Origin of the sequence: Leptolyngbya sp. AN02str (assembly GCF_050565595.1) — a bacterium.
Classification (GTDB): domain Bacteria; phylum Cyanobacteriota; class Cyanobacteriia; order Elainellales; family Elainellaceae; genus Kaiparowitsia.
Genome location: NZ_JBNXVR010000034.1, coordinates 19,353 through 35,719, shown reverse-complemented (window position 1 = coordinate 35,719; position 16,367 = coordinate 19,353). Strand labels below are relative to the sequence as shown.

General features: G+C 52.5%; 10 protein-coding genes. 4 read left to right on the top strand and 6 right to left on the bottom strand.

Translation table 11 applies throughout. The features are described from left to right. Window positions 1-1,063: 1,063 nt before the first annotated feature. A complete protein-coding gene (locus tag ACQ4M4_RS20960) occupies window positions 1,064-2,008 on the bottom strand; it encodes a glycosyltransferase family 2 protein (protein WP_430686413.1) in 945 nt (314 codons plus the stop codon). A gap of 33 nt (window positions 2,009-2,041) precedes the next feature. Then, complete coding sequence (locus ACQ4M4_RS20955) at window positions 2,042-2,590, bottom strand: DUF4330 domain-containing protein (protein ID WP_430686412.1); 549 nt, start codon at window positions 2,588-2,590, stop codon at window positions 2,042-2,044. Between the two features lie 662 nt (window positions 2,591-3,252). On the opposite strand from ACQ4M4_RS20955, the gene ACQ4M4_RS20950 reads away from it, so the two are divergent. Together ACQ4M4_RS20950 and glcD are read left to right on the top strand one after the other, a co-directional pair. Then, the gene (locus ACQ4M4_RS20950; protein ID WP_430686411.1) at window positions 3,253-4,119 is read left to right on the top strand and encodes a M48 family metallopeptidase; all 867 of its coding nucleotides are present in this window, start codon (window positions 3,253-3,255) and stop codon (window positions 4,117-4,119) included. A gap of 244 nt (window positions 4,120-4,363) precedes the next feature. After that, window positions 4,364-5,833 carry a glycolate oxidase subunit GlcD gene (glcD, locus tag ACQ4M4_RS20945; protein WP_430686410.1) on the top strand — a complete coding sequence of 490 codons (1,470 nt, stop codon included), beginning with the start codon at window positions 4,364-4,366 and terminating at the stop codon, window positions 5,831-5,833. A gap of 225 nt (window positions 5,834-6,058) precedes the next feature. On the opposite strand, the gene ACQ4M4_RS20940 is transcribed toward glcD, so the two are convergent. From ACQ4M4_RS20940 to ACQ4M4_RS20930, 3 genes are all read right to left on the bottom strand, one after another. Beyond that, window positions 6,059-7,144, bottom strand: a complete 1,086-nt coding sequence (locus ACQ4M4_RS20940) for a sensor histidine kinase (RefSeq protein ID WP_430686409.1) — start codon at window positions 7,142-7,144, stop codon at window positions 6,059-6,061. 10 nt (window positions 7,145-7,154) lie between these two features. Then, window positions 7,155-8,411 carry an FIST signal transduction protein gene (locus tag ACQ4M4_RS20935; RefSeq protein WP_430686408.1) on the bottom strand — a complete coding sequence of 419 codons (1,257 nt, stop codon included), beginning with the start codon at window positions 8,409-8,411 and terminating at the stop codon, window positions 7,155-7,157. A gap of 182 nt (window positions 8,412-8,593) precedes the next feature. Then, entirely contained in the window at window positions 8,594-9,964 is a 1,371-nt protein-coding gene (locus ACQ4M4_RS20930; protein ID WP_430686407.1) for a proton extrusion protein PcxA, read from the bottom strand. Between the two features lie 437 nt (window positions 9,965-10,401). Between ACQ4M4_RS20930 and ACQ4M4_RS20925 the strand changes: the two genes are divergently transcribed. Both ACQ4M4_RS20925 and ACQ4M4_RS20920 read left to right on the top strand, forming a co-directional pair. Beyond that, on the top strand, window positions 10,402-12,504 hold the full coding sequence (locus ACQ4M4_RS20925) for a recombinase family protein (protein ID WP_430686406.1): 2,103 nt from the start codon (window positions 10,402-10,404) through the stop codon (window positions 12,502-12,504). 351 nt (window positions 12,505-12,855) lie between these two features. Further along, window positions 12,856-14,457, top strand: coding sequence for an alpha-amylase (locus ACQ4M4_RS20920; protein WP_430686405.1), 1,602 nt, complete (start codon window positions 12,856-12,858; stop codon window positions 14,455-14,457). 380 nt (window positions 14,458-14,837) lie between these two features. Here ACQ4M4_RS20920 and ACQ4M4_RS20915 read toward each other — a convergent pair whose 3' ends face one another. Continuing rightward, complete coding sequence (locus ACQ4M4_RS20915) at window positions 14,838-15,521, bottom strand: hypothetical protein (RefSeq protein WP_430686404.1); 684 nt, start codon at window positions 15,519-15,521, stop codon at window positions 14,838-14,840. Window positions 15,522-16,367: the final 846 nt, after the last annotated feature.

The window sequence follows — 16,367 nt, the reverse complement described above, 5'->3', positions numbered from 1 at the left end:
ATTCACCTGAGGAGAAGCTGTAAAAACCTCGGACTTTTCACCATCAACCAGCATCTCGGTTGAAGATGTAATCCGTCTTCCCCTATAGACTTTTCGGCCCACATTAAATTTGCAAACTTGGCGCATGAATAGCCAAGAAGGATTGCTCAAAAGGTATCGAACTCTATCTGCTTTATGAGCCAAAACGGCTGCCCATCGTTCAATCGATAGTTGGGATAGAAGCGTTGCTCGATCAACCGAAACATGCGCACCGCTGGGAGTTTTCATAAGATAACTCTATAAAAACTAAAAAGATGAAATCATATTTTTCATAAAGAGCATTTAAAGCAGTTCGGTTTTTATGCAGTGAGCGGATGAAGTTTTTTCAATGCTTTTGATTCAGCAATCCAGCCAATCCTCCAACCCATAGAGGTTTTGACACCGCTGCACGACAAATTGAGAGTATGGCCCAATTCATCAACTGTGTTGCACGATCGCGATTAAGGAAATAACAATAAAGAAAGAAATGATAGGCACATTGATGATTGAAGGAGTAATCATCAATGTGCTGCACCCAATCGTTTGGCAATAAACGTGTCAGTTAGCAGACTGTCTGCTTGGGATGCTCGATTGGAAGCAATCTTGGGAATATAAAGATAGGAAAACCGTTAAACAGGCTATGGGTTATCTTGTGAAAAAGCTGCCGATGATTTTGGTGATGATAGCCACACTGCCCCTATTGTTGAGTGGCTATCGTCAAGCATCACCCCAACAGGTTCAGACGATCGCCAATACTCCAAAAAATTGGTTTCAGATGGAAGTAGATACACGCTTGGGCTCCTTGCAGGTTCGCATCGGCCGAGTTAGGCCGCAGCATTAAGCGCTTGCCCCAAGGTGGCTGATCCTGATGTGAGGAGCGAAAAGCCACACACAATTTTCCATACACAGTTTTAGAGACACAGCGCTTGAGCCTTTATGCATCGCCCAAAAGCTGAGCCTCAGAATCTTCACAGAATCTTCAGGATCAATAGGCTCAGCATGTCTGTAAGACACAGACATATGTGCAACAGCCGTCGTTTATATATTATCGGAGGGCTCCGGCTTGCCGTTGCTCGGCATAAGCCGCATATACGCCCTGTACGTTGTACCAATTTAAGAAAATTCGAGCAATCTCAAGTGCAAGCTGTGGTTTTCCCCGGTTAATGAGCCAACGCAATAGCGGAGCCATCGTCACCTCGTTGAGCAATCCGCCCAGCGACAAGACACCCCAAAGCACTCGATGCAGCCACGTCATTTGAATCATCATGCGCACGTTCCATGTGGGGTGCTTTTGGTAAAACAGCACGCCCATGCGACCCCGCTGAATTTCTTTGTCGATGAGGTTGGGAATTTGATCGAGGGTGAAGGGCGGGTGCCAGTGGTAACCTACGGCTTCGGGACACTTGATGAGTTGAAGTCCTAACTGTTTTAGGCGAACTCCAAGTTCCAAATCCTCCCAGCCATAGAGCTGAAAGCGGGTGTCAAATAAGCCGGCTTTTTCTAACCATTTACGGGCGATCGCCACGTTCCCAGTCGCAAAGTAGGCCGCAGAAAAGTCTGTCACCTTAAACGGCTCACTTGTGGGATCGTCAAAGTTGGCTGTGTTGATGACACTGCCATAGGTGAAGGCGCGATCGCTCCCCAATCGGCTATACCCTGCCGTGAGAGCATCCATGTGGGCCTGCAAAAAGGTCTCTAGCACCACCAAATCGCTATCAATGAAGATGATGATATCGCCCTTGGCCGATTCTACGCCCAAGTTACGAGCAGCCGCAGGCCCGCAATGATTTTGCTGAATAAGCCGTACATGGGGAAAGTTAACCTGCTGCAACCAGTCAACCGTGCCATCGGTGGAACCATCATCCACCACCACCACTTCATACCCTTGAATGGGGGTATTGGGAGACAAGCGCTGATATTCGAGCGATCGCAAACACTTTTCCAAAATCGGCTTGCGGTTATAAGTAGGAATGACAACGCTAAGAAACACAGGCTTCCTTCTTTGGATGCAGCAAATGAATGATTAACCTTGGGGCTGTTCCTGCTGAATGCGCACCCCAACCACAGGAGCATTGAACCGGAAGGTTTGTCCCTCCAGCTCTAGAGGGGTTCCCACCTTCACTTTGCTGTTCCCCAACACAGGGCCATCGCTGGTGATTTGGGCGTCTCCTCCCAGTGTAATCAGCATATCAATGGTGTAGTTGAGTTCAGGACGGGGATCGGGCTCAGCGACCACAGAGCCATCGGGCTGGGGAACCGCAACCGAGCGCGGCAGCGATTGCACATTCAGCACTTGAAGTTGCCCATAGGGCTGATTGCGGATAATGACATCTACATTTTCGGAAGCTTGCAGATCGCGCAACAGCGCTTGAGGATCGCTGGCCGTGAGGCCACGCACCATGGCATCCACCTCGACTGGGGCTGTTTGCACGCCAAGCTGCGCCACCGACGAACCCGACGTACCAGGAAAGAGAAAGATTGCAGCGGCCACCATCAAGATAATGAGGCCAGCCCCCAAATCAAGGATGTTGACTTTACCAAACAGCCGTCCGTTTGAATCGAGAATCGCCATGAAACTAGACCTCAGGGGTGAACCCAAGTGCAAAAGACCACCCTCGATTATGGCACCTAAGCGGCTAACCCGTGGCGTATCTATGGATTTTCTTGGTGGCATGCTTTTTTAACAAGTTGCCAATAAAATTCGTTCATGCCTACTCGCAACATCTATGCTCCAGGCTTCATGCCTTGGCACCAATTCTGCCAGTAACCCAGTAACAAAGTTTTGAGCGAATTTGGCAACCTTCTAGCTAACCAAGTTTTTTGGGCATTCTTGATTAGACCTCTTGCATAACTTGCATGGATTTTTGCGCAGTTCCACCGCACAGCAATTCATGCTTCAACAACCTATTCATACAGAAGGCCTATTCATACAGGAAGGTCTATTGATGAGGAAACAGTTGACATGGAGCGTGGGAAAAGGCACAGACCCAGCATATTCCTGACCTAGCGCCGGGGAAAAACCCAGGGCGATCGCCCCACCCCATTCACCTCAAATTTTGAGGCAACCCAAGCAACCTTTTGGTGTGAAGCAACGTCTCGATCATCAGTCGAAACGATTTCCCTAAAGTCTTCCGTTCGTTGGTTGCCCCTACAACCTAATTCAGCTTTGAATTAATCTAATTTCACGTTTGTCTGCCCCTCCTTCAGTTCTTGTCGTTTAGCGTTCATTCCGACATGTCTAAACTCCTTTCACTGTTCTCTCGATCGTCTCGTCGCCGCTGGCTCTACAGCCTGATGGCCGCTATCATGGCCGTCAGCATTGTTGTCATCACGCCCACCCCGTCGCAGGCAGTACCTCGCTGGCTCAATATCCTGCTACAAGGCGTGCAAATTATTCAGCTCTCCAACTTGTCAGATCGACAAGAGGCACAGCTCGGTCAGCAAATCAACGCACAACTTACGTCGCGGCAGTTTCGGCTATACCGCAACTCGGATGTAGTGCGATACATCGATGACATTGGTCAACGCCTAGCCGAAACAAGTGAACGCTCCAATATCGACTACACGTTCCAAGTCGTTGACTCTGACCAAATCAACGCCTTTGCAACCATGGGTGGCTATGTCTATGTAACGACCGGATTGCTCCGAGCTGCCGAAAATGAAGCTGAGGTCGCAGGGGTTCTTGGTCACGAAGTGGGTCATATTGTGGAACGCCATGCGGTAGAGCAAATGCGTGAGCGTGCCGTACAGGCGGGTGTAGCCACGGCTGCTGGATTGGATCGCAACGCTGCCGTGGCCATTGGGGTTGACTTGGCGCTCAATCGGCCAAATAGCCGCCGCGATGAGTACGAAGCCGATGAACTGGGTCTGCGCAACATGCTAGAAGCTGGATACGCGCCAAGTGGCTTGGTGACGTTTATGCAAAAGTTGGCACAGCGTGGCTCGCCTCCAACCTTCCTGAGTACGCACCCTCACCCTGCCGATCGTGTTGAGCGGCTACAGCAGGCGATTAGTTCTCTGCCCTCCAATGTGTCTTCAGCTGCGACAGATGGCTTAGCTCAGGATGCATATCGGGCGCGCATTAGTCCGCTTCTGCGCTAAGTCTGGCCTGGTGTTGCACCCGTTTAGGTTCAGTTCGTTCAAATTGGATTGACCCTTTTCCTCGAAATCTTTTCCTCAGAAATAGCAGGCGCGATTCGTCGCGCCTTTTTTGGCATTCCTGACTGGCTGATTTTGACAGGTTTAGAGAACAAACTCGCGTTAGCATTCATTTAGGGCTTTGCCTCAACTGTTGAATCAACCGATGAATCAACCGACTTCAATCGCGGTTAGGTGAGAATGAACTATGGTTGCACTGGAAGCAGGAATCGACTGGCAGCAGGTTGCAAGTGACATGGCCTCAGTGGTGGGCGATCGCTACGTGGTGCGTCGGCGCGAAGAATTGCTGGTGTACGAGTGTGACGGGCTCACCAGTTATCGTCAGCGTCCAGAGTTGGTAGTTTTGCCGCGAACGACCGAGGAAGTTGCGGCGGTGGTCAAGGTGTGCGATCGCCATCGAGTTCCCTTTGTTGCGCGAGGGTCTGGTACTGGCTTGTCGGGCGGTGCGCTGCCGATTGAAAACTGCGTACTCATCGTGACCTCCCGTATGAACCAAATTCTGGAGATGGATTTGGACAATCAGCGGGTGACCGTACAGCCCGGTGTGATCAATAACTGGGTGACGCAGGCCGTGAGCGGCAGCGGCTTCTTCTACGCACCCGATCCCTCCAGTCAAATCATTTGCTCTATCGGCGGCAATGTTGCCGAAAATTCGGGAGGCGTGCACTGCCTCAAGTACGGCGTTACCACCAACCATGTGCTGGGTTTGAAGCTGGTTCTACCCGATGGCTCTGTTATGGACGTGGGAAGCAAGTTGCCCGAAATGCCGGGGTACGACCTCACCGGACTCTTTGTTGGCTCTGAGGGGACACTGGGCATTGCCACCGAAATTACCCTGCGGATTGTCAAAGCACCCGAAGCAATTCATGTACTGCTGGCTGACTTTACCAATGTGGAGGCAGCAGGGCAGACCGTGTCCGATGTGATTGGCTCGGGCATTGTGCCAGCTGGCATGGAAATTATGGACAATTTCAGCATCAATGCGGTGGAGAATGTGGTTGCGACCAACTGCTATCCTCGCGATGCTGCATCAATTTTGCTGATTGAGCTAGACGGATTAGAGGCGGAAGTTGCCGCCAATAGCCAACGAGTAGAGGCCATTTGTCGGAAGAATGGGGCACGTAATGTGCAAACAGCGATCGCTCCCGAAGAGCGTTTGACGCTGTGGAAAGGCCGCAAAGCCGCCTTTGCGGCGGTGGGTAAAATTAGCCCTGATTACTATGTGCAGGATGGCGTCATTCCCCGCACGACCCTGCCCTATGTACTGCGGGAAATTGAAGCCCTCAGCGAAAAGCATGGCTATCGCGTCGCCAATGTGTTCCATGCAGGGGATGGCAACCTGCACCCACTGATTCTGTACGACAATTCCATTCCTGGTGAGTTGGAAAAAGTGGAGGAACTGGGCGGCGACATTCTGAAGCTGTGTGTGCAGGTGGGGGGCAGCATTTCGGGTGAGCACGGCATTGGGGCCGACAAACGCTGCTACATGCCCGCGATGTTTTCTGTAACGGATATGGAAACCATGAAATGGGTCCGGCAGGTTTTTGATCCCCACGGGATTGCCAACCCAGACAAGATCTTTCCCACACCGCGCACCTGTGGCGAAGCAGCCCGTGCTCAAGCTCACGAGCAGTTTCCCAACGCAGACCGATTCTAATAGGACTTACGCACTCCATCCAATGAACCAAGGGGTTGAATGATGTTTGGAGCGCTTAGCGCTCCAAACATCACTCGACTGCGTAAGTCCTAGCTAAGCGAACGTTAGTTTTGGATCAGCCAAAGCACCCATGTTTGTCGGCCATTGGCCGCCATTGATCTCGGCTGACGTTCAGTTGGGTAGCCACGCGATCGCAGCTTGGGATCGCGTGATTCGATTGTGCGCTCAGGTTGTGCAATCGCCCTCTTGCCAGCAGGGAATTTTGATGGTGAACTGAGTGCCGCCAGACGCCGTAGGCTGGCAGTACAGTTCTCCATGGTGCTGCTCGATCACAATTTGGTAGCTAATGAAAAGGCCCATGCCGGTGCCCTTGCCCACAGGCTTCGTCGTGAAAAAGGGATTGAACAGGTGGGCTCGAATTGAGTCTGGAATGCCAGTGCCGTTATCCACAATGTGAATCACGGCGCGATCGCCCTCCAATGCTGTTTTGATCGTGATTTGGGGAGTTGGCTTGGGGGCGGGAGCGATGCGATAGCAATCCTGCACGGCATCAATGGCGTTGGTCAGCAAATTCATAAACACCTGATTGAGCTTACCGGGATAGCATTCCACCTTGGGCAACGGGTCAAATTCTCGAATCACCTCCACGTCGGGCAAGTCACCACATGCTTTGAGCCGATGCTGCAAAATCATCAGAGTGCTTTCAAGGCCGTCGTGCAGGTCAGCCGCCTTGAAATCGGCCTCATCCAACCGAGAAAAGGTACGCAGCGATCGCACAATATCCCGAATGCGCTCAGTGCCAACCTGCATCGAGCCTAGCAGCTTGCGCAGATCAACTTGTAAAAAATCGAGGTCAACCGTCTCAAGCACAACTTGCACCGACACAACCGGATCGGGATAGGCTTGCTGATAGGCATCCAACAGGGTGAACAAATCATCCACATACTGTTGAGCGTGGCCTAAATTACCATGCACAAAGCTCACAGGGTTGTTGATTTCATGAGCAATTCCGGCCACCAAGGTTCCTAAGGCAGACATTTTTTCTGCTGCTACAAGCTGGGTTTGCATGAGCTGAAGCTGCTGGAGCGTCGCTTCTAGCTCTTTACCCCGCGCCTCTACCGAGTTCTTCGACATTTCCAGATCGGCTATCACCTTGCGCATCAGGGCTTCTGACCGTTCAGCATTCGCCTCTAGAACTTGGCGGTCTTGCTCCGAGCGCTCCAGTTTTTTGCGCAAAATCCGATTTTCTTTTTCAAGCGCCGCATAGGCTTCGGCAGAGCTGCGATCGCACGGATGAGGAGCTGACGACATAGCAACTGGCTTATAGAGTTCCTAACAATAGCGTGACGAACGTGGCATGGTGAGACTTCGCCGCCGTTTGAGGTGCGAGGGGTGCGATCTCGCCGTAGGTATAAAAGCCTGCCGTACACACTGGTTGGTCTAGCCCTTGCTGAACTAAGTCATGCTCCATCAAGGTGCGGGTTCCCAGCAGGTTGCGTCGCACACAGCAGGAAAACAGCAGGACTGCTTCAATTTGATGACCTGGGAAGTGGGCCACCGCCTGTTGCATCGAGGCTTGTGCTCCTGCCAAGATTTCGTCGCGGCTAGCGCGGGCAATTTGCACATTGGAATGTAGCGGCCAATGGGTCACTGCTTGCAGGCTTCCCTCCTGTTGGTCGTACCCAATCGACACCCGCAGATAGTAGCGATCGCCCTCACCCTCATCAAAAATCGCCAGCGGAAACTCTGTAGAAGGCACCAGATCGTTCATGTAGTACTGATAAAAATCCAGAGCGGGTTTGTGGTCAATCTCCTGCAGGCAGGGTCCCGCTGTCCGCGTAATTTCGCCCACCGCACCAATGGGAGTCCAGCCGTGAGCCACACCATGGCTCAGCTTTAGATCCCCATAGAACAACACAATGGGCAACGCATCGGTCAACACCTCATGCCCATAGAATTGGTAAGTTTTTTTGAAGAGAGACTGATCGCCCGCAAACCCACCCAACAGGGGCACCGAGTCCCCCAGAGCCTGCTGTAGGGTAGCAACAATAGTGGCACTATCCAGGGTGAGGCTTTCGGGAAAGGCCAAACACAGAGCCGGGGTGGCCGTGTCAAAATCCTGAGGTGGGTGGGCAATGGAAGCACGCGCCGAGGCGATCGCCTCTTGGGCTGCGGCAGTCACATCAGCCGCCAGATTACGCCCCAATCCCACCCCAATGTGCAGCGTGTCAGATGCAAACACCATCAGCACCAGCGAATCTTGTTGAAAACTCAGCGTTGAAGAGACTTCGCCATCGGTGGTGCATCCAACCAACATCATATTGGGGAAAGCGCCGAGAATAGTATCCAAAATCAGGTCGTGCTCAAAGTCGATCGCGGCAAACAACAGTCCCACCTGAGGATCATGGCCAGCCAATGCCGATCGGCATTGCTCCACGACATCCTTTGCTGCCAATTGGGAAATAGGGTCATCACTATGACCCACTGCCACTTTCAACATTGCTAAGCCCCCCCATACGGTCGCCAAACGAACTGTTGAGCGATCGCCCCACTCTAAAAGCAACAAGGCGATCGCCATACTCCAGTATCTCCAGCGGTTCCTTGACCTGCCATCGGCAATCGATCCGCCAATTGGCGGAAACCGAAGCGATGTCTACCCAATCTTGAGGTTGTTTAACAACCCATGACTCAAGCGCAGTCAAGGATGGCCCGATAAAACCCGGTAGCGAGGGCAGCCATCGCCCAATCTGGTCAGCTTGCCTACTCGTTCATATTGCGATAGGTGGCCACAGCAGACGGTGAAATACGGTTGAGATATCGGAAGATCCAATACTTGAAAATCGTGTCGAGAATCACCGGAAACGTCGCAATGAACAGAAAAATAAAGTCGCGATCGGCCGCAAGACCAAAGTGTCTGCCAATTCCTTCCAACAAAATCTCCCAACCGTGGGGCGAGTGGAAACCCACAAAAATGTCGGTAAACAGAATGATCACAAATGCTTTTGCACTGTCGCTCAAGCCATACACCACCTCATCAATAAACGACTTGAGAATTTCAATTTCGCGCCGACTATTGAACAGCACAAGGCCAAACACAATCGTGGCAAAGATGTCTGCAAATACGTTTTTCACGGCGTTGTTGCTGCGCTGGTGATATTCTTCCCGTAGCTCAGCGGCTCGCGCTTGAAAATTCTGCTGCATTTCTACCTCGTTGAGTGGTGGGGCTCTACCAATCAATTGTTCAAATCGCAGAATATCTTCGTAGCGGCGTAGCTCTTGAAATGCTTCCTGCTCCATATCCATGTTCAAGAAGGCACCAACGCGCTCCATGGTTCGCACCCGATCCACAATTGGGCCAACCAAAAACGTTTTCGTGACCTGCTGGGTGAGCAGCGGCAAAATAATCAACAGCAGCACAAACCGAAGCGCAACCGTTGTGCGAGCCCGAGACGCCCGAAAGGTTTCAACCACTTCCTGCTCGGCATTGGGATCCAGATCTCGTTTGATGCGATCGGCTGTTTTAAGAATGGAGCGCGGCAGAACTCCTGTCTTATCCGCAAACGACTCCATGTTTTCCATCGCCGCTTCGGCACGAGACCGTTGACTCAACGGCTTGGGGGTTGCGGCATCCAGCAGTGATTGAGGCTTTTGGGCGAGGGCTCCAGGTTGCTGGGCCGCATCAGCGACTATCAGCAATTTGGCGGTCTCTGCTGAATTCTCGCCATAGCGAGAAAGCACATCATCCACCAATCGCAACTTGCGCAAAATGAGAGCCGGTTTGTCGATGACATTGACCTGGTAATCGTCATCGGTTGCTTTTCCAAGCTGCACTTCGGTAATGGAGCGCGGTGTCAGCCGCAGTACTGTATTGCTGGTTTGAAAGACCGCCAGCCGCACTTTCATGATGTTGAGATATTTGCGCAGCTCAGCTTGAAAGTAGGCGTTGGTGCTGGCTCCATAGGTGCCATAGTTCTTTGAGATGCGATCACCGCCAAAATATTGTTCCTCAATGGCTTTGATGCGAACGGCGGCTTCGTAGGCTTCATCCAATGCACGTTCGGGTGTTTGCTGAAACCATTGATCAGCCTTGCCCAACAACCCCCGAAAGGTTGACAAGATAGAATTCTTCATAGCAAAAGAGTAGTTCGATCCAGGCGGAGAGATTCACGATTCATGAATGAATGCATAGCCAATCGTGGCGATAGAACTGTGGGTTTGCCTGCGATGGAAGCGCGATCGCTCAGCAATCGCAAAACCAGAAGGAGTGAGGCAACCATCGCTTTCTAAAACAAATGAGGTGAGCAATGCTAGGGGCTGTCATCAATTGCAACGACAGCATTGGTAGCTCTCGTACAACCAGGCATGAGCTTGAGTGGCGAGAGCGATTGTGGTGACCTTGATGCGAACTGGATGCTGGACAGATCGCACGGCACTGGATAACGCGCCCTAGTTAGTTGTTAAGCGATGTTTGGTTTCTCATCCCGCTTTGTGACCAGCGATAAAGTAAGGGTACGTTGTATCCTATCAAATTCGACCTCAGGAAATTGGTACAGTCAGACTCGATTTGGATGATTGGCAGCACTCGCAGCGGCAAAACGACTCGTTTGCTTCGCGAGTTTGAGCGGTTGGCGGCATCAACTCCAGCAGCGATACAGCCCGATGTGGCAAAGCCGATGCTGGTATTTGCCGCGATTGGCGATAACCGCATTGCCCTGGCCGATCGCTTACTTGAGGCACAACAGCGAGACTATCCGTTTGTCACCGCAACTCCGTTGGGGTTCTTTCAGGATGAGGTGGTGCTGTTTTATCCACTGCTGGTGGAGGAGTTGGGGCTAACGGCGCAGTTCCCACTGCGGCTGCGACCCGAAACCGAACAGGAGCTTGCCACTCGCCTGTGGCGGGAAGAGTTGGATGATGGGCGGTTGGCGATCGCTGGGGTGCCCGAGTATTTTGTGGTGCGACGGGTACTGGATTTGGTCCAACTTGCAGGCTCTGCAGGCATTGCCATTGAGGATTTGCCCACCATTTTGCAGGAAGGATTGGGTCAACCGGAAGAGACCCCTGCGCTCTGGGAAACCATGGGTGCAGCGATGGTGCGCTGGCGGCAGTGGTGCCTGGATCGAGGGTTGCTAACCTATGGACTAGTCGCAGAACTGTATTGGCGCTATTTGTTGCCACACCTTGTCTATCGGCAGCAGTTGGGACAGCGTTACCGGGCTGTACTTGCCGATGATGTTGATGAGTACCCTGCGATCGCTCAATCGCTGTTCGCCTTCTTACTGGATCAGGGCATCGCTGGGGTGTTTACCTATAATCCCGATGGGAGCGTGCGACGAGGATTGGGAGCCGATCCCCTAGCGCTAGAGGCGTTAAGCCAGCGTTGTCGGGTCGAAATGTTGCCATTCCCCACCAATACCCTAGGAACAGAGTGGGCCGATTCACTGGTGCAGTGGGTACAGGAGCCGGTGCTGGTGCCGCCGTTACCCGAGGTCATCCACACAATTCAAACCGTATCGCGAGCGGATCTATTGAGACAAACCGCAGAGGTGATCATCCAGGCGGTGCAAACCAATGAAATAGAACCGGGGGATGTGGCGATCGTGGGGCCAGGTTTAGATGCGATCGCCCGCTATACCTTGCGTGAGATTTTGTCGCGGCAAGGGGTTACGGTCGAGGCGCTCAACGACCAGCAGCCCTTAAATGGCTATCCTCGGGTGCGATCGCTGCTGACCTTACTGGCCTTGGTGTATCCAGGGCAGGGACGACTGTTGACCCACGAGGCAATCGCAGAACTGTTGGTGATCCTGAGCCAGCCGGCGATCGCTGCCCCTGTCGATAGCCCCCGCACCTCCGACATTGATCCCGTACGCGCCGGACTGTTGGTGGATCACTGCTTTGCGCCCGACCCCGATCGCCCCCGCTTACTCGATGCAACAGCCTTTCCCCGATGGGATCGGTTGGGCTATCAGGCAGCTCAAGCCTACGATCGCATTCGGTTATGGATTGAGGCCCAAATCCAACAGCAGCAGCAGCGCCTGATCCCCAGCCCAGTGAACCTGCTCGATCGCGCCATTCAGCAGTTTTTGGTGGGGGGTAGCCATCTACCCTACGACCAGCTCACCGCCCTGAGAGAACTGATGGAAACTGCCCAACACTATTGGGAAGTGGATACCCGCCTACGGCAAGCCGAAACACCCCGCAGCAAAGCGACCGAAGTGGCGATCGCCACTTCGGTTGGCAACTTCATTCAACTCCTGCGCAGCGGCACCATTACCGCCGATCCCTATCCGGTGCGCCCCGTCAGCCAGCGGCAAGCAGTCACCCTAGCAACGGCCTATCAATATCGGGTCAACCGCTGTGTGCATCGCTGGCAGTTTTGGCTCGATGCTGGCTCGCCCCTATGGCTGACGGGTGGCGGAGCTCTGTTTGGCGCGCCGCTGCTGCTGAGCGAGTGGTCGGGGCAACCCTGGACAACCGCCGATGCGATCGCCTTTGATCAGGAGCGTCTGGGCCGACAAGTTCGCGATTTGCTATACCGAGCAGGGGTCGATGGCGCAGGCCGTTCCCCCCGCATTTACCTGTGCCACAGTGACCTTGCCATTAGCGGACAAGAACAAACAGGTCCTCTATTAACGTTGGTCAATGCGGCGATCGCCCAGTCCAGCTATTGATCCCAGCACTTCCCGGTGGAACGATCGGGAATGCCCAAGCCAAACAGTGTAGGAGGACATGAACGATTTCCTCTGCTCCATTACGCAGGTTTCCTGCCCTGTTCCCATTTCCAGCGAAGACTGTTGGCTCAGGTTAGTCAATCTTAAGGAAGAAACCTGAGCGATCGCCAGTCACATCTGCTCATTCAACCCCCTGGTTTTTCGGAGGAAGTGCGTCAGTCCCATCGGCGTCCATGCGGTGCTTGAGCAAGGTTAAACCGTATGCAAGGAAGAGATCGAGATAGGAGGATCTGCATTTTTTGAATGTTCAGCCTATGATTTCCCGTAACCCCCTCGCGAGAGCAAATTAAGATGAGCATCTCTGAACGCTTGCGCCAAGCGGCATCCAATTTAGAAACAACCGTATTGCCCAAAGTTAAAGAGCAGGTAGCTCGCGTCATTCGCGAGAATCTAGGTCAAATTTTGGAAAATCGCGGTGGCACCGAAATCAACGGTGTGATGATGCAATATTTTCACTGGTACAATGCGCCCAGTGGCACCCTGTGGAACGAAGTGCGCGATCGCGCCCATGAACTATCCAAAGCGGGCTTTACGGCTCTGTGGTTGCCTCCGGCCTACAAGGCCAGCGGCGGTGGTTACGATGTAGGCTACGGGGCCTACGATTTATTCGATTTGGGTGAATTCGATCAAAAGGGCAGCATCCCCACCAAATACGGCACGAAAGATGAGTATATTGCTGCTGTCAAAGCCGCTCAAAGCGCAGGCATTCAGATCTATGCCGATGCCGTATTCAACCACAAAAATGGCGGCGATGCCGAAGAAGAATTTGACGCCATTCCGGTAGATTCCAACAATCGCAGCCGTGACCTGGGTGGCCCTCGCAGGATCAAAGCCTGGACCGCATATAACTTTCCCGGTCGTGGCGACAAGTATTCCAGCATGAAATGGCGCTGGTGGCACTTCGACGGGGTTAACCACAACATGTACCAACCCGGCGACAGTACCATCTACCGCATTGCAGGGAAAAGCCTAGAGCGAAATGTAGAGCTGCAAATGGGCAACTACGACTTTTTGCTGGGGTGCGACTTCGACATGGAACATCCCGAAGTGCGCGGCGAGCTAAAGTACTGGGGCGAATGGCTGATGGATACGGTGGGCGTGGATGGATTTCGCCTCGATGCCATCAAGCACATTCAGGGTGACTTTTTTAATGAATGGATCGACCACTTGGAGCACTACACCCAGCGCAACCTGTTTGTTGTGGGCGAGTACTGGACAGAGAACTTGGCCGCGCTGCACTGGTACATCGGCTACACGGGCGGTCGCATGTCGCTGTTTGACGTGCCATTGCACTACAACTTCCATCGCGCTAGCCGCTCTGGCGGCCACTTCGACATGCGCACCATCCTCAACGGCACTCTGATGAAAGAGCAGCCCGTATTTGCAGCCACCTTTGTCGATAATCACGATTCTCAACCGCTGCAAGCGCTGGAATCAGTCGTAGAAAGCTGGTTCAAGCCGTTGGCCTACGCGCTGATTTTGCTGCGGCGCGAGGGCTATCCCTGCGTGTTCTATGCAGACTACTACGGTGCCCACTACAAAGACAAAGGACGTGATGGCAACGAATACGAGATTTGGCTCGATTCCCACCGCTCCATTCTCGACAAGCTGCTCTATGCCCGTCGCCACTTTGCCTATGGCCCCCAGTACGATTACTTCGATCATCCCGATGTAATTGGCTGGACCCGCCTGGGCAGTGAGCAGCATCCCAAAGCCATGGCCGTAATTATGAGCGATGGCCCCGGCGGTAGTAAGTGGATGGAAGTGGGCAAACCCAACACTCGTTTCTACGACCTAACGGGAGCTGTCAGTGACACCATCACCACGAACGAACACGGCTGGGGAGAGTTTCGCTGCAATGGTGGCTCTGTATCCGTTTGGGTGCAGAAGTAAATGTAGAAGTAAATAAAGCTGGAACTCTGCGCACATTTCTGCGTCCTAAGGGGTAGGGCGATCGCAGCATGCCGTTTCTTGACATTCGGTTTTTAGCGCGCTCTGGAATCTCCTGGATGAAGTGATGTAATCATGGCATCTGTCCTTAATTGGGTAGATGCCATTTTTTCGTGGGTTTTAACTGCTCCATGTTTGCGACCCAACCCCATCGGCGAGGTTCTACCACCGGAAGTCAATATCCAGGTAGCCAAAGGTTTTCCTGACATCTAAGTAATCGGCCATAGTCAAATATAAGACCCTAAAACTCTGTGCGGGCGGCACAGGTTTTAGGGTCTGTTTCTTAATGGTGTCGAGATGCTTAGAGACACGGGAAACCCAACCTAACCACCCCTAGGCAAATAGGTGAACGTGACAATCTCTCGCTGATGCTTGGGATTAGTGCCGTGGTGATACACAGCAGCCACATCTGCCACAATGACTGTGCCTGCTTGCCCTGTGCAGCGCACCCAATGGTGAGGAGGAACCAGCCGTTGCATGGTTTGGTTCGTGTAGCGATCGCTCTGTGGAAATAGCCGAAACCAACCCATCCATGGGGTTTTAGGCTTGGGAATATACTCGAATCCACCACCCTCAGCATCCACGTCGTGCAGGTAAATCATGACCTTGAGCATGGTGGGTGCCTCGCGATCGCGGTGCCAGCGTCGAACTCCCAACTGTTTCGGGGTGGAGTGATCAATGCGGTACGTTACATCGTGAAGAATGACATCTCGACCAAAATAGTCGTAGGCGATCGCCATCAGTTGAGGATGTACCCCGAGTTGATACACCTGGGGGCAGTGCAGCAACATCTCTGCACCCGAAACCTCGACTCCATGATGGGCAATATCCCAATCATGGGAAGGAAGTGCAGGAGAAGCAGCTATGGAACGCACCTGGCAAATGTCGCCTAGCAAAATTCCGAGATCGGCCAGCGTTAGCGTTATCGCTCCTTGCGCTTTTAGCTGTGCCGTAACTGTATCGATATCCAGACTCGCTAGCCCTGATTGAGAACAAACGTCATTCATCTGGATGGATTGGTGAAAAGGTAGGCTAGGTCGCATCATCAATACCCACTAAACCCCTGAAACACCAGAGTTGCCTGATTTCGACAAGCAAACTAGGGATTGCCTATACTCAAGGGCCAGAGTCATCCTTGCATGAATCACGGCCCCAGGTAAAAGCGAACTTGTCACCCTGCGCTCTATAATCAGCCCAAAAACAATCAGTCCAAAAACATCAATCATGCCCTCAGCGTCAGTCGTGAGATATGACTTCCCCTTGTTTTCTCTACAAAGCTCACGTTTACACCCAATTGATTGCTTCCAATTCATGCAGACTTCATAAAGAGCAAGCTCTACACCATCCCATTCAAAATTTCCGAGCTTGAGGCTCAGGAACCACGAATCTCGCGAAACGAATCAACTCCAAAGCGCCCAGACTCGTAAAGTATAAATTCATACTCCTGACTAAGTCCAACCGTGGAAATACGATTGTTCTAAACTTGGATGTGCTGTGTCGTCTGGTGCAATACCCGTTTTAGAGGGCTCTAGTGAAGTGGTAGAGCCGCAGCCTGTACCGGATTTTCTCAATTTGTGCGATCGCGGGTCTTGGTCTATAGCTCACCCTACGGCCGTATTGCAACCTTATGAGCTGTCCTTGTGCTTACTTCGCCGACGGAGAACCGTATTAGGACTCACACACTTTATCCGAAAACCAGGGGGTTAATGCTGTTTGGGGCGCTAAGTGCCCCAAACAGCATTAACCTGCGTAAATCCTGCGTATCTTTTATGTCAGTTTCGGTCAAGGACTTTTCTGATGGTTGCATGACACGCAATCATCAGAAAAGCCCAATTTTGCGTGGGCAATGCGCA

Excerpts from the sequence above, each read along its gene's own strand:
- ACQ4M4_RS20930 (WP_430686407.1), bottom strand. The coding sequence starts at position 9,964 with ATGAAGAATTCTATCTTGTCAACCTTTCGGGGGTTGTTGGGCAAGGCT.
- ACQ4M4_RS20925 (WP_430686406.1), top strand. The coding sequence starts at position 10,402 with ATGATTGGCAGCACTCGCAGCGGCAAAACGACTCGTTTGCTTCGCGAG.
- ACQ4M4_RS20915 (WP_430686404.1), bottom strand. The coding sequence starts at position 15,521 with ATGAATGACGTTTGTTCTCAATCAGGGCTAGCGAGTCTGGATATCGAT.
- ACQ4M4_RS20935 (WP_430686408.1), bottom strand. The coding sequence starts at position 8,411 with ATGGCGATCGCCTTGTTGCTTTTAGAGTGGGGCGATCGCTCAACAGTT.
- ACQ4M4_RS20940 (WP_430686409.1), bottom strand. The coding sequence starts at position 7,144 with ATGTCGTCAGCTCCTCATCCGTGCGATCGCAGCTCTGCCGAAGCCTAT.
- ACQ4M4_RS20920 (WP_430686405.1), top strand. The coding sequence starts at position 12,856 with ATGAGCATCTCTGAACGCTTGCGCCAAGCGGCATCCAATTTAGAAACA.
- ACQ4M4_RS20955 (WP_430686412.1), bottom strand. The coding sequence starts at position 2,590 with ATGGCGATTCTCGATTCAAACGGACGGCTGTTTGGTAAAGTCAACATC.
- ACQ4M4_RS20950 (WP_430686411.1), top strand. The coding sequence starts at position 3,253 with ATGTCTAAACTCCTTTCACTGTTCTCTCGATCGTCTCGTCGCCGCTGG.
- glcD (WP_430686410.1), top strand. The coding sequence starts at position 4,364 with ATGGTTGCACTGGAAGCAGGAATCGACTGGCAGCAGGTTGCAAGTGAC.